At 60.9% G+C, this 19,789-nt stretch carries 17 protein-coding genes and 2 pseudogenes; 15 read left to right on the top strand and 4 right to left on the bottom strand.

Annotation, left to right across the window (positions count from 1 at the left end; genetic code table 11):
- From BM132_RS09530 to BM132_RS28900, 6 genes are all read left to right on the top strand, one after another.
- Positions 1–837 (top strand): sugar phosphate isomerase/epimerase family protein, encoded by an 837-nt coding sequence (locus tag BM132_RS09530; protein ID WP_092454892.1) that lies wholly within the window; start codon positions 1–3, stop codon positions 835–837.
- Positions 838–1,021: 184 nt separating this feature from the next.
- On the top strand, positions 1,022–1,471 hold the full coding sequence (locus BM132_RS09525; protein WP_092454889.1) for a hypothetical protein: 450 nt from the start codon (positions 1,022–1,024) through the stop codon (positions 1,469–1,471).
- Between the two features lie 22 nt (positions 1,472–1,493).
- A complete protein-coding gene (locus tag BM132_RS09520; RefSeq protein ID WP_143092336.1) occupies positions 1,494–1,682 on the top strand; it encodes a hypothetical protein in 189 nt (62 codons plus the stop codon).
- On the top strand, positions 1,679–2,260 hold the full coding sequence (locus tag BM132_RS09515) for a histidine phosphatase family protein (RefSeq protein WP_092454885.1): 582 nt from the start codon (positions 1,679–1,681) through the stop codon (positions 2,258–2,260). The genes BM132_RS09520 and BM132_RS09515 overlap by 4 nt, the downstream gene beginning before the upstream one ends.
- Before the next feature lie 7 nt (positions 2,261–2,267).
- Positions 2,268–2,564: a saccharopine dehydrogenase family protein gene (locus BM132_RS09510; RefSeq protein ID WP_092454883.1), complete on the top strand. Its 297-nt coding sequence runs from the start codon at positions 2,268–2,270 to the stop codon at positions 2,562–2,564.
- Positions 2,543–2,788, top strand: coding sequence for a hypothetical protein (locus BM132_RS28900; RefSeq protein WP_177218157.1), 246 nt, complete (start codon positions 2,543–2,545; stop codon positions 2,786–2,788). Before BM132_RS09510 ends, BM132_RS28900 begins: the two co-directional genes overlap by 22 nt.
- On the opposite strand, the pseudogene BM132_RS28680 reads toward BM132_RS28900, so the two are convergent.
- Positions 2,685–2,951: pseudogene (locus BM132_RS28680) on the bottom strand (class I SAM-dependent methyltransferase); the annotation flags it as partial. The gene BM132_RS28900 and the pseudogene BM132_RS28680 overlap by 104 nt on opposite strands.
- A 131-nt stretch (positions 2,952–3,082) precedes the next feature.
- Between BM132_RS28680 and BM132_RS09500 the strand changes: the two are divergent.
- From BM132_RS09500 to BM132_RS09485, 4 genes and pseudogenes are all read left to right on the top strand, one after another.
- Entirely contained in the window at positions 3,083–4,072 is a 990-nt protein-coding gene (locus tag BM132_RS09500) for a lipase family protein (protein ID WP_092396222.1), read from the top strand.
- A gap of 203 nt (positions 4,073–4,275) precedes the next feature.
- The gene (locus tag BM132_RS09495) at positions 4,276–6,084 is read left to right on the top strand and encodes a pentapeptide repeat-containing protein (RefSeq protein WP_092454881.1); all 1,809 of its coding nucleotides are present in this window, start codon (positions 4,276–4,278) and stop codon (positions 6,082–6,084) included.
- Between the two features lie 61 nt (positions 6,085–6,145).
- Entirely contained in the window at positions 6,146–9,343 is a 3,198-nt protein-coding gene (locus BM132_RS09490) for an NHL repeat-containing protein (RefSeq protein ID WP_092454879.1), read from the top strand.
- 243 nt (positions 9,344–9,586) lie between these two features.
- Positions 9,587–9,697 (top strand): annotated as a pseudogene (locus tag BM132_RS09485) (helix-turn-helix domain-containing protein); the annotation flags it as partial.
- Between the two features lie 30 nt (positions 9,698–9,727).
- On the opposite strand, the gene BM132_RS09480 reads toward BM132_RS09485, so the two are convergent.
- Together BM132_RS09480 and BM132_RS09475 are read right to left on the bottom strand one after the other, a co-directional pair.
- Entirely contained in the window at positions 9,728–11,305 is a 1,578-nt protein-coding gene (locus tag BM132_RS09480; RefSeq protein WP_177218156.1) for a GMC family oxidoreductase, read from the bottom strand.
- Between the two features lie 65 nt (positions 11,306–11,370).
- Complete coding sequence (locus BM132_RS09475) at positions 11,371–12,144, bottom strand: alpha/beta fold hydrolase (protein WP_092454877.1); 774 nt, start codon at positions 12,142–12,144, stop codon at positions 11,371–11,373.
- A gap of 88 nt (positions 12,145–12,232) precedes the next feature.
- Between BM132_RS09475 and BM132_RS09470 the strand changes: the two genes are divergently transcribed.
- Positions 12,233–13,672: an HD domain-containing phosphohydrolase gene (locus BM132_RS09470; protein WP_092454875.1), complete on the top strand. Its 1,440-nt coding sequence runs from the start codon at positions 12,233–12,235 to the stop codon at positions 13,670–13,672.
- Positions 13,673–13,695: 23 nt separating this feature from the next.
- On the opposite strand, the gene BM132_RS09465 is transcribed toward BM132_RS09470, so the two are convergent.
- Positions 13,696–14,613, bottom strand: a complete 918-nt coding sequence (locus BM132_RS09465; protein WP_092454873.1) for a LysR family transcriptional regulator — start codon at positions 14,611–14,613, stop codon at positions 13,696–13,698.
- 159 nt (positions 14,614–14,772) lie between these two features.
- Here BM132_RS09465 and BM132_RS09460 point away from each other — a divergent pair, with 159 nt between their 5' ends.
- The 4 genes from BM132_RS09460 to BM132_RS09445 all read left to right on the top strand — a co-directional run bounded on the left by BM132_RS09460 (position 14,773) and on the right by BM132_RS09445 (position 19,584).
- The gene (locus BM132_RS09460; protein ID WP_092454870.1) at positions 14,773–15,549 is read left to right on the top strand and encodes an SDR family oxidoreductase; all 777 of its coding nucleotides are present in this window, start codon (positions 14,773–14,775) and stop codon (positions 15,547–15,549) included.
- A 74-nt stretch (positions 15,550–15,623) separates the two neighbouring features.
- On the top strand, positions 15,624–16,130 hold the full coding sequence (locus BM132_RS09455) for an RNA polymerase sigma factor (RefSeq protein ID WP_092396243.1): 507 nt from the start codon (positions 15,624–15,626) through the stop codon (positions 16,128–16,130).
- Positions 16,127–17,053 carry a FecR family protein gene (locus tag BM132_RS09450; protein ID WP_092454868.1) on the top strand — a complete coding sequence of 309 codons (927 nt, stop codon included), beginning with the start codon at positions 16,127–16,129 and terminating at the stop codon, positions 17,051–17,053. Before BM132_RS09455 ends, BM132_RS09450 begins: the two co-directional genes overlap by 4 nt.
- A gap of 131 nt (positions 17,054–17,184) precedes the next feature.
- Complete coding sequence (locus BM132_RS09445; protein WP_092454866.1) at positions 17,185–19,584, top strand: TonB-dependent receptor; 2,400 nt, start codon at positions 17,185–17,187, stop codon at positions 19,582–19,584.
- The last annotated feature ends 205 nt before the right edge of the window (positions 19,585–19,789 follow it).

Genomic DNA, 19,789 nt, shown 5'->3' with positions numbered 1-19,789 from the left:
ATGCGTGAGTTCCTGGTATTTCAGTCCCTGTGGGCCATGCAAGATCACCGTGGTCAATGCGATCTTTCCCTGGAGGCGCAGGTGGAGAAGATTGCCGCTGCTGGCTTCGATGGGATCACCGACCATTTCTGGAGCGCGCCACAGGCCGAACGTCTGCATGCCGCTGCCAAGGCGCAAGGCCTGCAAATCGAAGGTCAACTGTTTCCCCGCACCGTGAGTGACTTGGCGCAAGCGCTTGAGGTTGCCTCCCGCTACGGCTGCCACCACCTCACGCTGCAAGCCGACGTCCGGCCGCGCACGCTGGCACAGGCGATCACACTGATCGAAGGCTGGCAGCGTCTGGCCGAGCAGGTGGACTTTCCGATCCTGCTGGAAACCCACCGCTATCGTCTCACCAGTGACCTATTGTTTACCCTCGATTTGCTCGCGCAGATGCCCGACCTCAAGTTGTTGGCTGACTTGTCCCACTACGTCGTGGGCCGCGAATTGCCTGATTCGGCCACGGCCGAAGACGACGAACAGATGCACACCATCCTACGACACAGTTGGGGTTTTCACGGGCGAGTCGCTAATAGTGAGCAGGTCCAGGTGTCCTTGACCTTTGCCCAGCATCGCCCCTGGTTGGACCGGTTTCTGGGCTGGTGGCGTTACGGAATCAAGGATTGGCTGGCGCGACCGAACGCCCCCGCGAGCCTGTCCTTCACCTGCGAGCTTGGCCCGCCACCCTATGCGATCACGGGGAGTGATGGGCGCGATATAACGGATCGCTGGGGCGAGGCGTTGATGCTGAAGGAACTGATGCGTGGTGTTTGGGATGAATGTCAGGCGGGGCGCTGATCTAAGGCAGGATTGGTGGTGATGGTCTGTGCTGAGTCACACGTTGAGACTGATGCGGTGTACATACGGCGCAGCGTCCGAAATAAAAGTGTCGTGCCTTTCTGGATCGAAATCGACGACGAAACCACCAGCGCTTTGTCTCTGGCCGCCTAGTCATCATAGCGAATCATAGTTGGAATAATCGATGAGTAGAGTCTCGGGCTTGGCGGCGTGCGACTGGGATGCCCTGGTACGGCTGGATGAACGTATTTCGGCCGAGGGGCGCTCCCGGCAACAACTTGAGCAGCGGGTCACCACGGCCTGCACCTACTCTGCGACCGAGCACAATGTGCCGGTGGCGTGGAGGGATGAAGAGGGCGAGGTCGTCGCGTTCTGCATCGTGCATTTCGATCGGCAGGATACGGTCAATGGCGTGGGCAATGCGTATTTCTCCACGCTGATGGCCTTGCCGGTGGCGAGCATGCTGAAACAGCTGTTGTGCAGCTGTGTCGAGTACATAAACAACACGGGGTTGTTGCCCGGACAGGTGACGGAGCTGGTGGGCCCTCTCCACAGCTCGTTCCTGGTTGAGCGCGGTTTGCGCACATTCGATTCGGACTTCAATGTGTTTTCGTTGCCGTCCAACGGCCCTTAGGACCCTGGAAGGCTCGGCCACCGTGTTTGTGATGTCGATGCTGTTTTGCGTGTTGTTCAAGGACTACTTCGCAGGGCATCAGTTCGTATTGCTGTGCGCCGTTTTTCCTCTCGCGCTGACCCTGACCGAAGCGAAGTCCCCTCACACGTGGGATACGCCGTTCTTGTTCATGGTCGGCAATGCCATTGTCACCGGTGTCTATTTACTGTGATTTATTTGATACGCCACGCCACCCCCCTGATCGACTACGGACGCTGCGGTGCTGTCTCGGCCAAAGCGCTGCTGGATGAGTACAACCAGACTTCGTCGATCGACGAGGCCGAAATTGCCGACTTCCTTTGCCGTGCGGAGTTGTCCGGGCCGCTGATGACGCCAGGGCTGAACATCATTTCATCGCCGATCAATCGAGCCTATGCCACGGCCTGCCGGCTGTTCGATGCCGAACGTATCCGACAAGACAACCGATTGAAGGAATTCGACCTGCGGCTGGGTCGCGTGCCTTTGTTGAAGATGGGCTTGAGGCAATGGTTCGCCTTGCATCGCGTGCTGTGGCTGATGGGTATTTCGTTGGGGGCCGCATCCCGAAGATCGGAACACCTGCGTGCCGTGGAGGTGGCCGATGAGCTTTATACCGCGTGCACCACGACCGGGGAGACCACGGTCGTGGTCTCCCACGGCATGTTCCTGAGGACCGTGCGCAAGACGCTGCAAAGACAGGGCATGCAGTTCCGTACGGTGTATCGCTCGGGGTGTTTTACGGTTGAGGCTTTAGCGCCAGGAAAAGGATGACTGACAGGTGAAGAAGGTACTGCTTTTAGGCGCCAGTGGTTTTATCGGGCAGGGTGTCTACGAAATCCTCAGGCAGGAACAAGACCTGCGGGTTACCCGCCACTCGCGTTCGCCAAAGGCGGGTTTTGCGGTGTCCGAGGTCGGCTCTACGGCGTTTATCGAACTGGTCAAAGATCACGATTTCATTGTCAATTGCACGGGCATCGGCCTCAGTCGCCTGGGGACGAGCCGTGCCAATAACGAGACATTGTCGGGAAGGAATCGCTCAAGTGGTTGCCCCTGGTGGGGCAACTGTATTGGCTGACCGGCAGCCTGTTCATTGACCGAAGCAATCCGCGGGCCTCGATCCAGAGCATGCGCAAGGTGGCCAAGAATGTCGTGGCCAACAATACGTCCCTCTGGATTTCGCGGTGCGCGGGTCGCTCCGTCGCTCGGCCACCAGCAGCAACGACTGCGGCGCGGGGCTCTGCGGATGTTGCGGTTCCTGCAGGCACGCCAGTTGAAAACCGGCCCTGTCCAACGCGTTAAGCCAGCTGGACAAGGTTCGAAAATACCAGGGCATGGGATGCCCGTGACCCTGGACCCCGTTGAACGTCTCTTCTCGCCAACCATCCTGATCGTCACCCGCCGCCACGCTCCATGGATGCAGCGTCTGGATCACCAAGGCGCCCATGGCGCTGAGCAAGGGAATGTTGGTGGCTCAGTACAGTTGCCGCTTCCAAAACTGCGACTACACTCGGTCTTGCAGGCCCAAGAAGGATCGACGGCTGCCACAGGTTTTCGTGGATCCTTTGAAAACTTTCTTCGAGACAAGGAGCAGTCATGACTACCCCAGACACACTTGTGCAAAGACAAATCAGCCTCACCCACGCGTTCGTGGTCAATAACGCGACGTTGTATTCGCAGTCCTGGGAAAACATCAAGAACCCCACGCCGAGCCAGGTCAAAGACAATATTCTTACGCGTCTCAATGGCTCGAAGGTAGGTGGCGGCTATGCCGTAGCCTGGGGCCCCGCGCTGGTACCGGATGGCGAGTACACGGCGCACATCACCGTGGTGCTGATCGGCGGGAGAAGTGGGAACGACATCGTCGTGGTGACGAGTGGGACACTCCAGTATTCTTTTAAGGATCAGTTGGACGATCTCGATATTTTTCCAATGGTGCCGTTGCAGAGCGTTATTCCGGGTTACCAGGGATCGGCGAGTATCGCCCAGGGAACGGCCGATGGTGTGAACGCGATACTGACCACAGCCTCGACTATCGGTGCCACGGGCACACTGTGCGATTTTCTTGGGAAGCAGCAAAGTGGGGCGACGATCCGTCTGGTTGGACATAGCCTTGGCGGTGCGCTCATGTCGGTGCTCGCGCTTTATCTGAAAGACAGGTTCCCGGGCTTTAACTTCTTTTGCGAAACCTTCGCTGCGCCCACGGTGGGAGATGGTTTTTTCGCCAGTTATTTCAATAAGCAAATGGCCGGTAATGCGCTTCGCATCTACAACACCCTGGATATTGTTCCGATGGCGTGGTGCGCAACGTCTCTCGATTACTCCCTGACCGTGTATGAGGATGATCCCATTGATGAAGACACGAGGAACGCGGTTTGGTCCGGCATAGACAAGATTGTGAATAACAACCTGAACTATACGCAATGGGGAATGGGCAGCGTGAACATGGAGCTGCGGCTCTGCGGGAAACCTCAATCCGACTGCGCAAACTACAGGTCTCAATCCGGCTATCAGCACATCTATGAGTACATGACACTGTTGGGCCTGCAGCCCGCCGATATACCGATGCCGCCGTTCGGCAGCTAGCGGGGCAGTCTCGCCGTCCAGATGTTTGAGTTGCAGTTGCCGAGGTTTCCTTGGAGAAGTCGACGCAGCTGCAATTCGCTTATCCGTAAGCCTTTTGCCCAGTAGTACTTAGGCTGACGCGATGGGGGCGGTGAGTTCATCTTTGCCAGGAATCGCAGTTTTTTCGCGCTCATCAATCGGCTATTCAATCCCAGGGAGCCCCTATGACTGACCCGAATGCCGTGAAAACTTACATCGGCTGCTATTACCTCACCATAACCGTCAATTATGGGGGGATAGGTTCCAATACCTGGTTCGCATACCGCAACGGTGATTCACTGGCATGCGAATTATTGGACGACGACACCGAGAAAGACTCTACCTTGTTCGCCTTCTATCTGGGAGATACATTCACCCCCGACAACGCTGTCAACCAGGACACCCACAACTGGCTTCAGGTTCAATCAGTACGTGACGGGGTTTGGTTGGACTGTGGCAGCCCGATGACGGGCGGCGACTGTCATGATTTCTTTGTCGCACTCACCTCTCCGGACACACCCGCGACGCTTGCTCTGGCGACCCATGCTCCGTATGGCATCCCGCCGGCAGACAATGCCATCTGGATGGAGCTCATTCGAGGCCGGTCGGTTATATCCGTGCTCGATATCGATATCCTCGCCGATACGGTCACCTGGAAAGATGTTGAACTCGCCCTGGTCTCTGCCAACCCATCCGTGCCTGTCACTACGCAACAGTTGCTCCCCGGGGCGTCGGAGCTGAACAAGCAATCGTACGACCAGGCCGATTTCTGGTATCTGTTCCTGCACAACGTGGATTTCTCCGGCACTCGGGTGACGAACAGCAATCTGAGCAATGTCACGTTCTCGGGCATCGCGAATTTCTCGGGCACAGTGCTCGATGGCAGCAACCTCTCCGGTTGCATGTTGGATGGCGCGAACTTTCGCAATGCATCGCTGAAGGACGTCGACCTTAGCAAGGCCAGCCTGAAAGGGTGCGACTTCACGGGCGCGGTGCTCGACAACTGCAACTTTGAAAGCGCTGATCTGGAAAGCGCCGATCTGGCCCTGGCGACCCTCTCGGATCTTGCCAAGCCCATCCGCATCACCCGAGACAAAACAAAACGCACCATTTTTTCGAATGCCCGCGTGAACAAGATCCTCACGCACGCGCTCGACGACAAGGATAACGACATCTACATCTGGAGCTACGCCCAGATGGACGGCGTTAAATTTATGACGCCTGATCCCAAAAACCCGGGGAAGGCGATCCTCGATGGGACGCTCAATCATCTGGTCGCACAGTACGCCGTTCTGACCGGGGTGCAGTTCTCCGCCGTGGAAAAACCGAGCCTTCGCTACGCCGATCTGTCCTACGCCGAGCTCGGGGGCGCCGCCCTGGCGCAAGCGGACCTGGCGTACGCCACGTTTGACAACGCCACCCTCTCGACGTCAGACGGTCTGCTCCGTTGCAACCTGAGCGAGGCGAACCTGATGGGGGCCACGTTCGTCAAGGCAGACATGTCGTACGCCCAGATGCCGTTTTGCTACCTGTACGGCAACGGCGCGGCGCTGGTCGGCGCGAACATCATGCAGGCGGATTTCAGCGGTGCGTATCTCGTCGCAGCTGATTTCTCTGGCATCAAGGATAAAAACGCGGCGGGCGTCAACTTCGACGGCGCCTGCCTGATCAACGCCAATTTCACCGGCACCGTGCTGTCGCTGGTGAATTCGGAGCGCGCGACCTCATTCGCGAAGGCTTGCCTCCAAGGCGCCAATTTCTCCGGTGCGAGTGTGGGTGGGGTTAATTTCACAGGAGCGGCCGTCAGCACGGACAACGGTACGTTGATCGTCCATGGCGGCCGGGAGGACAAGCACAAGGTCCAGTACCTTGTCACGCACAAGCCGACGAACACCGCTGGCGCAACGTGCCCGAGCGGCCAGACCGGGCCTTGCACCGGCACGATGTGGGACGCCGACGATGCGCCCATGACCGACTGGCACTACGGGCCGTGAGGCGCGGCCCGCTCCCGCGTAAACAAGCTCAATCAGTACAACCACTCACAGGAAGAGAGCGATGAATCAACGGAATGATGGGGCGACCAACCAGCGTTCGAACAAGCTGCCCGGACCGACCGAGACACGCACGCTGCACTTCAACCTGAAGCATTGCAAGAACCCGGACGACGTGCTTCTGCACGCGAACTTGAGGAGGTATCGGCTCAAGCGTCATACGCCGCAGACCCTCGCACGCGCGAGCCAGAACACGCCGTTCTTGAAACTGCTTCCGCAGGAGCACGTCACTCATTACATCGAGGACCTCCCCGTTCCCTCGAACCGCCCGGCACTGATCACCGTGTCCACCGGGACGGGTGACGGGGCGCCTGGCAACACCATCGCCATGCACTTGCACGTCCCCAAGGCCGGCAGAGCCGCCGCGCGCGAAGAGATGAAGAAACGCGGCAAGGATGTGTTCGCCTCGGCTCACTACAAGCTCGCGAGATACGGCATCACGTCGGACGATCTCAAGCCCCTGGTCCTGGACTCCGATTTCCCGGATCACGTGGACGATTACAACGACCCCATGGAGATAGCGGTCGCTATACTTTTCCACCATCCGAGCCTCCTGAACCTGAGTGGAGATAAAGGCGGTGCCATCCCTGCATACATCAAGGAGAACTGCATAACAGCCGCGATCCAGAACGATAGTGGCACCCTGGTGGACGCGATCAACGACGTAGGCGATGGATGGCAAAAAAAGGTACTCCTCCTCGACTGGAACAACGACAAGGTATACGACGACAACAAAAAGCCCATCTATACGGCCAAGCTCGAAGAGGGCGTGAATATGGCCATGACGAGCACCTTGCCCCTGGCGATCCAGCTCTCGAGGCAGGACGAGTACCTGCGCGGCGCGCTGTGGAAAGTGCTCGATGGCGTCGTATCGAGCGAATACCAGGGGACGGCGGGCTCCAAAGCCGTGGAGTCGCGCGCCCAGCAGCGAGACCAGAACGCTCAGTGGCAATTGAAAAATCTCACTCCGGGCAAGGGCGTCGTGGTCGACCCCGCCAGCGTGACATGCGAAGGGAACAACATGTCCGTGACGGTGGAGAACCAGTGGCTCAGGCACCTGGGGGCCTACATCGAGTTTCTGGATGCCAGCGGCACCCCCGTCGCGCCGCCGGATTCATGGCCGGCGGCTTCGATCCCGAGCATGTTCAACGGCACCGCCACTTCGAAATACCTCGACCGGGTCGGGCCCATTGATGAGATCGCCGGCATCCCCATCGACGTCACGGACATGACGCTGACGTTCCCGGTACCTGATACGGCCAGTGCGGTGAACATCCATCTAGCGGGGCTCGGCGTTTTCGGCCCGGGGCACATCGACAGGCACATCTGCCTGCTCGGCATCTTCATGACGGCAACCTTCGAGTATGCGATTCCGGTTATCGCCCTCGCCGTGGGCGCGGCCCTCATGAAGACCGAGTTCGTCACCAACCTCCTGAAGGATAACAAGGTGTACGTCGGCATTCTGGCCGTCCTGGCGACGATCGACGCCGCGATCCTCGACTATGCATTGACGGGCGGAATCAAGGAGGTCCTCCTCAAGCTGGCCAACATCATCGCCCCCTTGCTATGGAAGACGGGCTTGAAGACGGTGTTGCTGGAGTTGATCGCGCAAGGGGCTCTGGAGGAGGCAATCCCGTTCGTGGACATCGCCCTGGAGGCGACCAACGCGGTTGTCACCTTCGCGCAGCTCAGTCAGACGACGGTCGAGGTGTTCGAGGCGCCGCCGATTTACACGTCGACGGTGACGAGGACGATCGATCTGGATATAAAACTCGTCCCGGACTCGCAGTACCATTATTTTCCGATGCAGGCGACGCACTACGTGGTTACCGTGACGTACGACAGCCAAGTGACGGTGCCTTCCAAGGAGTTTGCGCTGCCGAAGGGGACGGACACCACTCCCATTCAGATCAGCTTCAAGGGTGTCCCGGGTGGGGGGAAGCTGAAGGTGACCGCGATCTTCTATGCCGACAATGGATGGGTCGCGGGGAAGGGGTCCACCGACTGGACGCCTGCGCTGGGCACGAACGGCAGTACGCTTGAGATTCCGAGCCTCGAGATCAAAAACAATCTGCCTCCGCTCACTACGAGCTCGGTCTACGAGCACGTGGAGAAGCTGGTCTACCAAGGCGGTGCGCACGTGTGGGACAAGGCAGCGCCGCCCCCGACGGTTACGCTCGGTACGTCAAGCTCGGACCTCATTAGTCTGACGAGCATCACCCTGGCGCAGGGGCCGGCGTCGATCGGCTACAGCTGGCAGGCCTCCAACCTGAACATTCCGGAGAACATCTCGACCAACCCGCGGTCCATCGACCCCATGTACACGCTGCAGAACGTGTCGCTTCTCGTACCGCCGGAGCAGGCTTACCAGCCGCTCGACGTCGGCTATAGCAGTAAATCAGGTATTTGCTACGACCTGATGAGCCGGTCGGACGGCTCCGCGCGCAACTTCTTCCTCGACAGCTACCCAGTTGCAACCAGCAGCGACTATGACGCACCGTCGTACGTTCATCTTCGCAAGGTGGAGCTGAGCTACGACAACGGATCGAAATGCGCTCCCCTCCACTCCGGGACGGGACAGAGCTATGGTCGGTTCCCGGCGGATGTCCCGCTGGACGATTTCGTCCTGCATCCGCAAGGTTACGTGTTTGCCATCAGCACCGGGCGAAGCAAACTGCTCCGATGCGAGCTGTCGAGCGTCCCCGTCGCGGAGGGGGAGGCCCCCGACGCCTGCTTGTTTTCCGGCGCGGGCTTGCGGGAGGGGCTGGTGTCGGGGCCGGTGGCGATCGCGATTGGCCTGGATGGGGTGGTGATGGTGCTCGAATCCGATAACGCACGGGTGCAGGCGTTCGACATCCACGGTAATCCGGTCAAGTACTTCCAGAACAAGACTTCGTCGATGCTGCCGCTGACGATAAAAACCCGCGACCCGTCGACGTACCTCGATCTGGACGTGGAGGCCAAGGGGTATGTCTATGTGCTTTCCTATACTGGCGACGGCAGCTCGCCGGACCACTACTACATGGATATCTACACACCTAAGGGTGACCTCCTGGTGTCAACGCAAGGCGTTGCAGCCGGCAAGCTCACGGTGAGCCTGGACCGGAACGTATATGCCCTCAACTACGAGCTGATCCACGGCGCGGACGGCAGGCCCGAGCCATCGATCAGCCACTGGATGCCGCCGGCGCCACCGGTGTAAACGATATCGGCCTAGGCGCAGGAACGGCTACGTCCTGCGTGGCCGCTTGGGGCGCGTTCAATAGTCTGCACAGGGACTTCATCCAGTAAGGCAGAAGCCAGCATCGACCCGCTTCTGCCATCCGTGATTAAACCGGCTGCGTCGCCTCTTCTGCAGCAATGGCGGCCTGCACGCTTGGACGTGCTTCCATACGCTCCATGAACGACGCCAGTTCCGGCCAGTTCGACGCAGGACAACCTGTCGATCGATGCCGTCGCACAACGCTTGGGCTATACCTCACAAGCGGCGTTCAGCCGTGCATTCAAGCGCATCATTGGCCAGCCGCCCGGGGCCAGTAGACAGACACGTCGAAGCAGTGAGCCTGTGCAATCAGTTTCTTATGAATTACCGGTGCAGCGCTGTAGCCGCAGCTGTCACACCCTGCGCAGCGAGGACAAGATCGGCTGCTCGTTCGCCGATGACAACGCACGGCGCCATCGTGTTGCCCACGGTGATTCGCGGCATGATGGAAGCATCAGCGATGCGCAGTTTATCGATGCCATATACGCGCAGTTGATGGTCGACCACCGACATCGTATCTCGGCCCATTTTCGCGGTGCAGGACTGGTGCCAGTAAGTCACGGCAGAGCGGCGGATGAACTGCTCCATAGCGCGATGTTCTTTCGGTCCGGGCACAACTTCGCGTTTGACCAGCCCGTTGAAGGCTTCGCTGTTACCGAGCGCCCTGCACAGGTCGATCGACGCATACGCCGCAGTCATATCCTCGGGCGCGCTCAGCGAGTTCGGCTCAATCAGTGGGGCATCCAGTGGCCCTGCACCCGACAGGCGCAAGCGTCCTCGACTGGCAGGCCTGGCCAGCCCTGCGAACATCGTCCAGCCATGCTGTGGCGGCTCAATGGCGACTTCGGACGGAGAGGGTACCGCAAACGCCAGCTGACACTGCAACAGGTCCGGGACATCCAGGCGACTATCGCTTTTCCAGTACAAGGTGGTTTCGCACCCGCTGCCACCGACTGCCTGGGGTTGCAGGTACTCCCATGTGCAGCCAAAGGCGAGGTGATCCTGAAGGTTCTCGCCTACGCCAGGAAGGTGATTGATCGGGGCGATGCCGTGGTGTCGCAGTTCATCTTCCGGGCCGATTCCCGATTGCATGAGCACCTTGGGGGTTTGCACCGCGCCCATGGACAGGATGACCTCGGCTGCGGCATAGAAGCACTGCCGTTCGCCTGCGATCACCACTTCGACACCGATAGCCCGTGTACCGACAAGCAATACGCGAGTCACCAATGCCCCTGGCAGAACCGTCAAGTTCGGATAGTGCAACCGTGGCCGGATGTAGGAGTCGTACACGGATTCGCGCTTGCCCTGGTTAATGCGCAGATCGGTAATAGCGACCCCGCCCGGGCCTTCCATCATCGCGCCATTGGGACTGTCGAATCGGGGGATACCCAACCGGCTGGCCGCCTCCAACGTGGCCCACGCGAGGGGTTGAGGCGTGGCCGGCTGTTCGACATGCACGGGGCCACCTGAACCACGCCGAGTGGCATCAGGGCTGCCTTGCCAGTTCTCGATCCTGCGGTAGTAATCGAGTACCGAATCGTAGCCCCAGGCCGGGTCGCCGGATTCGGCAGCGAAATGGTCCCAATCGGAACGGTGCCCGCGCGACCAGACCATCACATTGATGCTGGAGCCACCGCCGAGGCCCTTACCCATGTTCAGAGATAGCCGTCGACCATTGAGGTGTGGATTGGGTTGCCCCTCGAATGCCCAGTCGCGCTTTGAACCGAGGTTCATCGGCCATTGCGCCGGTTCGGTAACCTCGGGGCCCGAGTACCCCTCGCCAGCCTCAATCAGCAAGACGCGTGCGCTGCTCTGATCGGCAAGACGGGCAGCGACCACGCAGCCCGCCGTACCTGCACCACACACAATGAAGTCATAGTGTTGATCACGCAGATGATTCATGCAGAACGCTCCGTATCGATGCAACGATTGAGTTTGCGGTGACCAGTGGCGGTGTTTCCCTGCGATCACAGCTCGCCAACGCTGTGCACTGCCTTAAGGATCACTGAGGCGACCTCGGCCGGCTTTGACTGCTGGGGAACATGGCTGGTGTGCACCTCTGCAAGGGTGGCACCGATACGCTTGGCGGCAGAGCGCTGGACGTCGGGGTGGATCATCCGGTCTTCTGTGGCGAGCAGATACCAGGATGGTTTGGTCTTCCAGGCCGACACGGTCGTTTTATCTTCGAAGGCAGATGCCTTGATGGGACCTTGCGTGGCGGTCATGACGGCGGTCTGCGCTGCCGGGAGATCCTGGGCGAAGTCCTTGGCCATGCCTTCTGGCGTCAAATAGAGGAAACCGTTGCCGTCGGCCTTGATCTGACTGATGCCAGGGGGCGTGGGGGCGCCTTTACCTTGTTCGCCGCTGGTTTGCCCGGCCTCTGGCGCGAAGGCGGCGACATACACCAGCGCGCTGACCTTCGGATCGCTACCGGCTTCGGTAATCACGGTGCCGCCCCAAGAGTGCCCGACGAGAACCACCTTGCCCTGCTGGTTGTTCAACGCGCGGCGCGTCGCGGCAACATCGTCGGCAAGCGAGGTGAGCGGGTTCTGCACAACCGTAACGGCCACCCCTTGGGCTTGGAGCAGCGGCACCACTTTGGCCCAATCGGAGCCGTCGGCGAACGCGCCGTGTACGATCACCACGGAGGGCGTTGTATCCTGCGCGTGACTGGCGCTTGCGATGAAGGCACCGGCCAGGGCAAAGGCGACGGTAGCGATTTTCGATTTAAATGTTTTCATTGGATGAGCTCCTGTTCGGGAGTTCAAATTCTGCTGACTGGCCTGCGATGTGGGCATCGGTCAATTATCCGACCCCGGGATATTTTTCATGGATAGTGCGTTGCAACTGGACATCTCCCTGGATGGGGCACTGGCGACGATCGCCCAGGTTGGTGACCTCAGCATGGGACAACCCCTCGGTCATTCCCGGCGCGTTGCCGCACTGGCGCGGAGGCTGGCGCAGGCCCAGCACGGCGACGGTGAGCACCTGAGGGTAGCGGAACAGGTTGCCTTGCTGCGCTGGTCCGGTTGCACCGCCAATGCCGAAGGCTTTGCGGATCTGCTGGGCGACGACGTCGATGGCCGCCGCGCGATGCTCGATTTGACGCTGGGCAATGAGCAAATGAACGCGGTGCATCAGGCCACCCCGCTTGCCGTCGTGCACTGTGAGGTGTCTGGAGCCATCGCCAAAACTCTCCAGCTCGGTGCCGCCGTCGAGGCGGGCTTGTGTCGCGTGTTCGAAACCTACGACGGCACTGGCCGGCCGCTGGGCCTGACCCATGAGCACATTCCGGAGGTCGCCTATCAGGTAGTGCTGGCAGGCGATCTGGATATTCTCAGTCGTGCACACGGCCTGGACGCGGCGCTACGCTGGATCGGGGAGCAGTCGGATCGGCGCTATCCAGCGTCGCTAGTATCGTTGCTTCTGGGCAACGCAAAGGACTGGCTGGCGGATCTGGAAACGCTTTCGAAAACCGTTGAGCACGGGCATGAGCAACGTTGCGTCTCACTGACGTTGGTGGGAGACATCATCGACTTGAAGCTCCCGTGGTTGGCAGGGCACTCGCGGCAGGTCGCGCACGTCGCCGTGGAAGCTGCACGCCTGTGGGGGCTGCGTGAACCCACCTTGACAGACATTGGCAAGTCCGCGCTTATCTACGGTCTCGGCCGGGCAGCCGTTTCGAACCACCTTTGGAATACCGCAGGGACGCTGCCATATGGCGCTGCGGAGCGGGTGCGCCTTGTCCCTTACTGGACGCAACAGGCGCTTAGGCCTATCACTGAACTGGCCGTGCCCGCAGAGATTGCCGCCCATGCCTATGAACGGCTCAACGGCAGTGGCTATTTTCGAGGCGTGGCGGGTGATGCGCTGTGTGCCGAGCATCGCCTGTTCGCCACATCGGTAGCCTGGGTCGCGCTAAGGGAAGCCAGGCCATGGCGATCGGCCCACGACGAAGCGGATGCCGCCAGGCTGCTTAAACAGGATGCTGGCAATGGCTTGTTCGACAACGATGTTTGCGACGCAGTCATTGCCGCCGCAGGTGGCGAGCGTCGAATGCGGCAACCGAAGGCTTCGTTACTCACGACTCGCGAGTGCCGCATCCTGCTGGAAATCAGCCGTGGCGCCAGCAACAAGCAGGTGGCGCGGCTGCTGGACATCAGTCCGAGCACGGTTCGCACGCACATGGAAAGCATCTTTCGCAAACTGGAATGCTCGACCCGGGCAGCCGCTACCTTGAAGGGGCTGACACTGGGATTGATTGCCTGAGCCAGGCCTGGGTTAAGCCTGAATCAGGCGAGCCCATCCTGATCGGCTTGACTGGCGCGTGCCAGGTCGATGAATGCCTTGGCTGCCGCGCTGGGGTTGCGGCGGTTCGGGTAGTACAGGCACAGCTTGTCTCTGGGCGGTGTCCAGTCTTCGAGAATCCGCACGAACTGACCGGCGCGGATTTCGTCTTGAACGTCCTGCTCCATGAAAAAGCCGAGCCCCATGCCTTCCTGCACCACCACCTTGACCACGCTGGATTCATCCAGCGTAAGCGGCCCGTTCACATCGAGACGCGTCACTTCCCCGTCCCGCTCGAAATGCCACGGGAAAATCGCCCCATTGGGTAGTCGAACGCGGATGCATTGATGCTGGAGCAGCTCGGCTGGCGTTCGCGGTTTGCCGTGTTTTTCGAAGTAGGCCGGCGAACCGACCACCGCGTAGCGTTGCGGCTGCCCGAGAGGGATCACAATCGCGTCGTTCGGAACGAGGCTTGCTGAGCGCACGCCGAAATCGAAGCCGTCAGCCACGATATCCACCAGACGGCCTTCGGTGACGAGGTCGATGTGTACTTTCGGATGCTGCTGCAGGAATTTCATCACCAGTGGCAGGAGCGCCGATCGGGCAGCGCTGGCGAACGCATTGATACGCAGCGTGCCCGAGGGCCCGGCGTTATGCGATCGCACGGCATCGAGTGCCGCACGCAAATCCTGCAAGGCTGGCCCCACTTGCTCCAGAAATATCCTGCCCGCTTCAGTGATGGCCACGCTACGGGTCGTGCGATTGAACAGCCGCGACTCGAGGCGGGCTTCCAGTTGGGCAATGGTGTTGCTCAGCGCGGTGGTGGAGACGTCGAGCTCGATAGCGGCTTGCCGAAACGAACCCCTGCGTGCGACCGCCATAACAGCGTCCAGCTCACTGAGGCCTAAACGATCTTGTGGCATGGATTATCCTGATTTTCGGGATTGGTCATAAAGGTTTGTCCCAGTTGAACAAACTATCCGTCAGGCAGCAAGATTGCTTCAGGAAATCCATCCAGGAGATTAGCGAATGAACCTTCAGCTTCCCGACGTCGTGCAGACGTACTTTGCGGTCAGCACGCCATGATGAATCTAGGTTTGACTGGCAAGCGGGTCCTCGTCACCGGAGGCACCAAAGGCATCGGCAAGGCTGTCGTCGAGTTGTTACTGGCCGAGGGCGCGAAGGTCATTACCTCGGCCAGGCAGGTGGACGTGGAAATGCCGGGCGCTCTTCTGATTGCGGCTGATCTTTCCACCCGGGAAGGTTGTGACGTGCTGATCGCCGCGATCCAGCAGCGGTTGGGTGGCGTGGACATAATGATCCACGTCCTGGGTGGTTCGTCGGCACCCGGCGGCGGTTTTGCTGCGCTGGATGAGGAACAGTGGCAACGAGAGCTCAGCCTGAACCTGTTGCCGGCGGTGCGTCTCGATCGCGCCTTGCTCCCGGGTATGCTGGAGCGCAAGGAAGGGGTGGTCATCCACGTCACCTCCATCCAGAGTCGGCTGCCACTGCCGGAAGCTACAACAGCTTACGCGGCGGCCAAGGCCGCGCTGTCGACGTACAGTAAAAGTTTATCGAAAGAGGTTTCGCCCAGAGGCATCCGCGTGGTTCGGGTTTCGCCGGGCTGGGTTGAAACCGAAGCGTCGGTGGCATTAGCCGAGCGACTCGCGCAGGAGGCCGGTACTGACTATGAAGGTGGTAAAGAGATCATCATGAAAGCACTTGGAGGTATCCCGCTCGGCCGCCCATCGACGCCTTCTGAAGTTGCTGATCTGATCGGTTTCCTGGCTTCACCGCGAGCGGCATCTATCACGGGAAGTGAGTTTGTGATCGACGGCGGAACAGTGCCAACGGTTTAGCGAAAGTCGCACTAATTGAAAGTCATTATCATTTGATATACTCTCGCGATTCCTCCTCGCTTGAGTCATTTTGCGTGTCCTGGCCACCCGATCCTCATTCTGCTGACGGCGAGTTCGAGAGCCATTCGAGCGAGCTGCTGCGCTTCCTCACACGGCAGGTGAAGTGTGCAGAATTGGCGGCCGACCTGCGCCAGGAGACGTGGTTGCGCTTTCGCCGGCGCGAGTCCGGGAAGGAGATCGGCAATCTCCGCGCTTTCCTCTACCGCATCGCGCGCAACCTGATCATTGACTACCGCCGTCAGCAAAAGTCGCGCCCTGTGGAGGAGGAGATATCCATCGAATTGGTCAGTGCCCAGCCGGGTCCGGAGCGAGCGGCAAGCGACGCCCAGCGCCTGGAGCTACTGCAGCGCGCCGTCCAGGGTTTGCCACCGCATCTGCGTCAGGCGTTGTTGTGGAATCGCCTGGACGGGCTGACCCAGCGTGAGATCGGCGAGCGCCTGGGTGTCTCGGAAAGCATGGCCGGACGCTATATCCTGAAGGCCCTCGAACACTGCCAGCAGCAGATGGACCCGCAGCCGTGACTCATCCTTCGCTTCTCGATCAGGCCCGGCAATGGCAGGTGCTGCTGCATTCTGGCCGCGCCACCGCTGCCGATCGCGATGCCGCGCAGGCCTGGCGCCAGGCGGCGCCCGAGCACGAGCAAGCATTGCGTGAGGTGGAAGGGCTGTGGTCGTTGCTCGGCCAGATAGAACGTCCGGCCGAGCAGCCTCAGGTGCGCGTGATGCGGCGCCATCGACGTTGGGCGCCTCCGTTGGCCTGTGCCGCGATGCTGTTGCTTGCCCTGTGGCTACCGCGCGGCACCTGGATTGCCCTGTATGCCGATATCAGTACCCAGCCGGGCGAGGTGCGCGAGTTGCGTCTGGCAGATGGTTCGCTGTTGACCCTCAACGGTGATTCGGCGCTGGACTGGCAGTTTGTCGACGGTCGCCGCGAGGTCAGGCTGTACCGCGGCGAGGCGGATTTCCAGGTAGCCCATGACCCGGCTCGGCCGTTCACAGTCAGTGCCGGCGAGGCGCGCATACGCGTCACTGGCACGCGCTTTGATGTACGTTTGGAGGAGGGCGGTGTCGACCTCGCGGTCAGCGAGGGCCGAGTGTTGGCCTCCAGCGAGGGGCATGAACCGCTGCCGGTGGTCGGCGGGCAGCAGGTGCAGTGGCGCGGCGGGGAGCTGCAGGCGCCGCAGGCTTTGGATGCGCGCCAGCGCTTGGGCTGGCAGCGCGGCAAGCTGATATTCCGCGACCAGCCACTGGAGCAAGTGTTCGCCGAGCTCGAACGCAGCCAGTCTGCGCGCGTACTGTTTGTCGACGAAGCCGCTCGCAGGCTACAGGTGACCGGCGTGTTCGCCCTTGACGACCCGCAGGCGGTGTTAAGTGCTGTCGAAACCACCTTGCCTGTGCGTCTGGTGCGTCTGCCGGGATTGATTCTGGTTGCGTCACGCCGCTGAGACTCGCACCGCGCCTGGGTCTTCAAGAAAACAGAAAATATTTAAGCGGCGATGGTTCAGAAATCATCGGCGCCTTCGTCTTCTGTTCCTGCAAATGCGACTTCTTCGTATTGACAGCCAAGGACATCAGCATGCGGTCGACCCCCTTCCTTGCGGCGCTAGCCGTTCTCCCCCTGGCCATGGCTGCCGCACAGGCGCAAGCCGTCGAGCTCGACGTGCCCGCCCAGCGGCTTGACGCGGCGCTCGTCGATTTTGCCGAGCAGGCCGACGTGCGTCTGCTCTATGACGCCGGCCTGACCCGTGGCAGCGGCGTGGCGCAGGCGCTCAAGGGCGACTATTCGGTGGTCGACGGCCTGCAGCGGTTGTTGGAGGGCAGTGGCCTGTCATTCCAGACCGGCGACGACGGCACCATCACGCTGGTGCCGCTGCCCGAACAGGGCGTGTTGGAGCTGGGCTCGACCACCATCAGCGGGCTCGCCGAAGGCCGTGTCGACCTGCCGGCCGAGTACGCCGGTGGGGAGGCGGCGCGAGGTGCCCGCATCGGCGTGCTGGGCAATCAGGACATGCAAGATGTGCCCTTCGCCTTCTCCAGCTACACCTCCGAGCTGATTGAGAAGCGCCAGGCGCAGACCCTGGCCGATGTGCTGGCCAGCGATCCGGGCGTGCGTCAGTCGTTCGGCTTCGGCAACTTCTCCCAGGTGTTCGTCGTGCGCGGGTTCCAACTGTTTAGCGACGATATTGCCTTCAACGGGCTGTACGGCATTCTGCCGCGACAGATCATCTCCACCGAGTCGGTCGAGCGGGTCGAGGTGTTCAAGGGGGCCAACGCCTTTGTCAATGGCGTATCGCCGTCGGGCAGCGGTGTCGGCGGGGCGATCAACGTGGTCTCCAAGCGTGCCGAAGACACCCCCACGCGCAGTGCCACCCTGGACTATGCCAGCGACAGCCGAGTAGGGGGGCACCTCGACCTGGGCCAGCGCTTCGGCGAGGACAACCGCTTCGGCGTGCGGGTCAACCTGGCCCAGCGCGAGGGCGAGACCGCGGTGGACGATGAGCACTCGCGCTTCAGTCTGGCCACCCTCGGCCTGGACTACCGCGGCGACCGTCTACGACTGTCTGCGGATCTCGGTTACCAGAAGCAACGGGTCAATGAGGGGCGCTCGGTGGTCTATCTGACCACGACGGGGCCGACCAGCACACTCAACGGCAAGACACCGTCGGCACCCGACTCCGACCACAACTACGCACAACCGTGGAGCTGGTCGCAGCTCGAAGACACCTATGGCATGTTCAGCGCCGAGTACGACCTGTCGCCCACGTGGACCGCCTACCTGAGCGCAGGCGGCAAATACACGCGGGAGAACGGTGTCTACGCCTCCAACTACGTCTACGCCGCGAACGGCGACGCACGCATCGGCCGCCTCTATTCACCGCTGGACCAGGAGACCCTGAGCGCCGTCACGGGGCTGCGCGGTGAACTCACCACCGGGCCGGTCAGCCACCGCCTCAACCTGGCCGCCAACGGCATCTGGCAGGAAAAGCGCAACGCGTTCGAGTCCACTGCGGCGGGCAGTCGCGGCTTCGGCAATCTGTATCAGGGCCAACCCATCGCCGAGCCGCCGGCCACCAGCGTCTCCGGCGATATTCACGACCCGGACACCACCGCCAAGGTGCAGAACCGCAGTCTGGCGCTGTCCGACACCCTGGGCTTGCTCGACGACCGCGTGCTGCTGACCCTGGGCGTGCGTCGCCAGTCCATCAGCTCCGATGCCTGGAGCGCGGCCAGCGGTGCCCGCACCTCCAACTATCAAGAAAGTATCACCACGCCGGCCTATGGCCTTGTGATCAAGCCCACCGAGTTTCTGTCGCTCTATGCCAACCGCGTCGAGTCTCTGCAGCAGGGGCCGACCGCGCCGGTCGCCGCGCTCAACAACGGCGAGATGTTCGCGCCCTATCGCTCCAAGCAGACCGAGGTGGGCGCCAAGCTCGATTGGGGCACCTTCGGTGGCAGCCTCAGCCTGTTCCGCATCGAGCAACCGCAGGGCGTGCTCGGCGGCGACGGCTACTACCGGGTGGATGCCGAGCAGCGCAATCGCGGCGTGGAACTGAGCCTGTTCGGCGAGCCGCTGGACGGCCTGCGCCTGCTGAGTGGTGCCACCTGGACCAAAGCCGAACTTAGCGGCACCACCGGCGGTCGCGACGATGGCAACCAGGCGGTGGGTGTGCCGAAATTCCAGTTCAATCTGGGCGCCGACTGGGATGTGCCCGGCTTGCCCGGAGTGAGCCTGAACGGCCTGCTACTGCGCACCGGCGGTCAGTTCGTTGACAGCACCAACGAATACAGCATCCCCGCCTGGACCCGTGTCGACCTCGGCGCGCGCTATCGGACGCAACTGGAGGGCCGCGCGCTGACCTTCAACGCGATGCTGGAGAACGTCGCTGACGAGAATTACTGGGCCTCTGCCAACGGTGGCTATCTGACCCAAGGTGCGCCGCGCACGCTAAAAGTGTCGGCCACCGTAGATTTCTGAAGTTACCCAGGATAAAGAGGGCGCCGTTGCAAGCCGTGTGAACACGCTAAAGGCGATCTCACCAGATGCTCTGAGAGGCTGCATTCGCGGCCTCTGTCGTCGATGCTGCGATGGCGCCAGAACCCGCCACTCGGTCTGGCCGACGAAACCGTTGGCAATGCAGATCGCAAAATTACTTTAATCTCTTGTATTGACATATCGGTAA

Source organism: Pseudomonas sp. NFACC45 (assembly GCF_900113505.1).
Classification (GTDB): domain Bacteria; phylum Pseudomonadota; class Gammaproteobacteria; order Pseudomonadales; family Pseudomonadaceae; genus Aquipseudomonas; species Aquipseudomonas tehranensis.
The sequence above is the reverse complement of the archived record's forward strand: the minus strand, read 5'-3'. Positions and strand labels throughout refer to the sequence as shown.

What these genes read in the sequence shown, in the direction of transcription:
- BM132_RS09530 (WP_092454892.1), top strand. Translation starts at nt 1, where the DNA reads ATGCGTGAGTTCCTGGTATTTCAGTCCCTGTGGGCCATGCAAGATCAC.
- BM132_RS09525 (WP_092454889.1), top strand. Translation starts at nt 1,022, where the DNA reads ATGAGTAGAGTCTCGGGCTTGGCGGCGTGCGACTGGGATGCCCTGGTA.
- BM132_RS09500 (WP_092396222.1), top strand. Translation starts at nt 3,083, where the DNA reads ATGACTACCCCAGACACACTTGTGCAAAGACAAATCAGCCTCACCCAC.
- BM132_RS09495 (WP_092454881.1), top strand. Translation starts at nt 4,276, where the DNA reads ATGACTGACCCGAATGCCGTGAAAACTTACATCGGCTGCTATTACCTC.
- BM132_RS09490 (WP_092454879.1), top strand. Translation starts at nt 6,146, where the DNA reads ATGAATCAACGGAATGATGGGGCGACCAACCAGCGTTCGAACAAGCTG.
- BM132_RS09480 (WP_177218156.1), bottom strand. Translation starts at nt 11,305, where the DNA reads ATGAATCATCTGCGTGATCAACACTATGACTTCATTGTGTGTGGTGCA.
- BM132_RS09475 (WP_092454877.1), bottom strand. Translation starts at nt 12,144, where the DNA reads ATGAAAACATTTAAATCGAAAATCGCTACCGTCGCCTTTGCCCTGGCC.
- BM132_RS09470 (WP_092454875.1), top strand. Translation starts at nt 12,233, where the DNA reads ATGGATAGTGCGTTGCAACTGGACATCTCCCTGGATGGGGCACTGGCG.
- BM132_RS09465 (WP_092454873.1), bottom strand. Translation starts at nt 14,613, where the DNA reads ATGCCACAAGATCGTTTAGGCCTCAGTGAGCTGGACGCTGTTATGGCG.
- BM132_RS09460 (WP_092454870.1), top strand. Translation starts at nt 14,773, where the DNA reads ATGATGAATCTAGGTTTGACTGGCAAGCGGGTCCTCGTCACCGGAGGC.
- BM132_RS09445 (WP_092454866.1), top strand. Translation starts at nt 17,185, where the DNA reads ATGCGGTCGACCCCCTTCCTTGCGGCGCTAGCCGTTCTCCCCCTGGCC.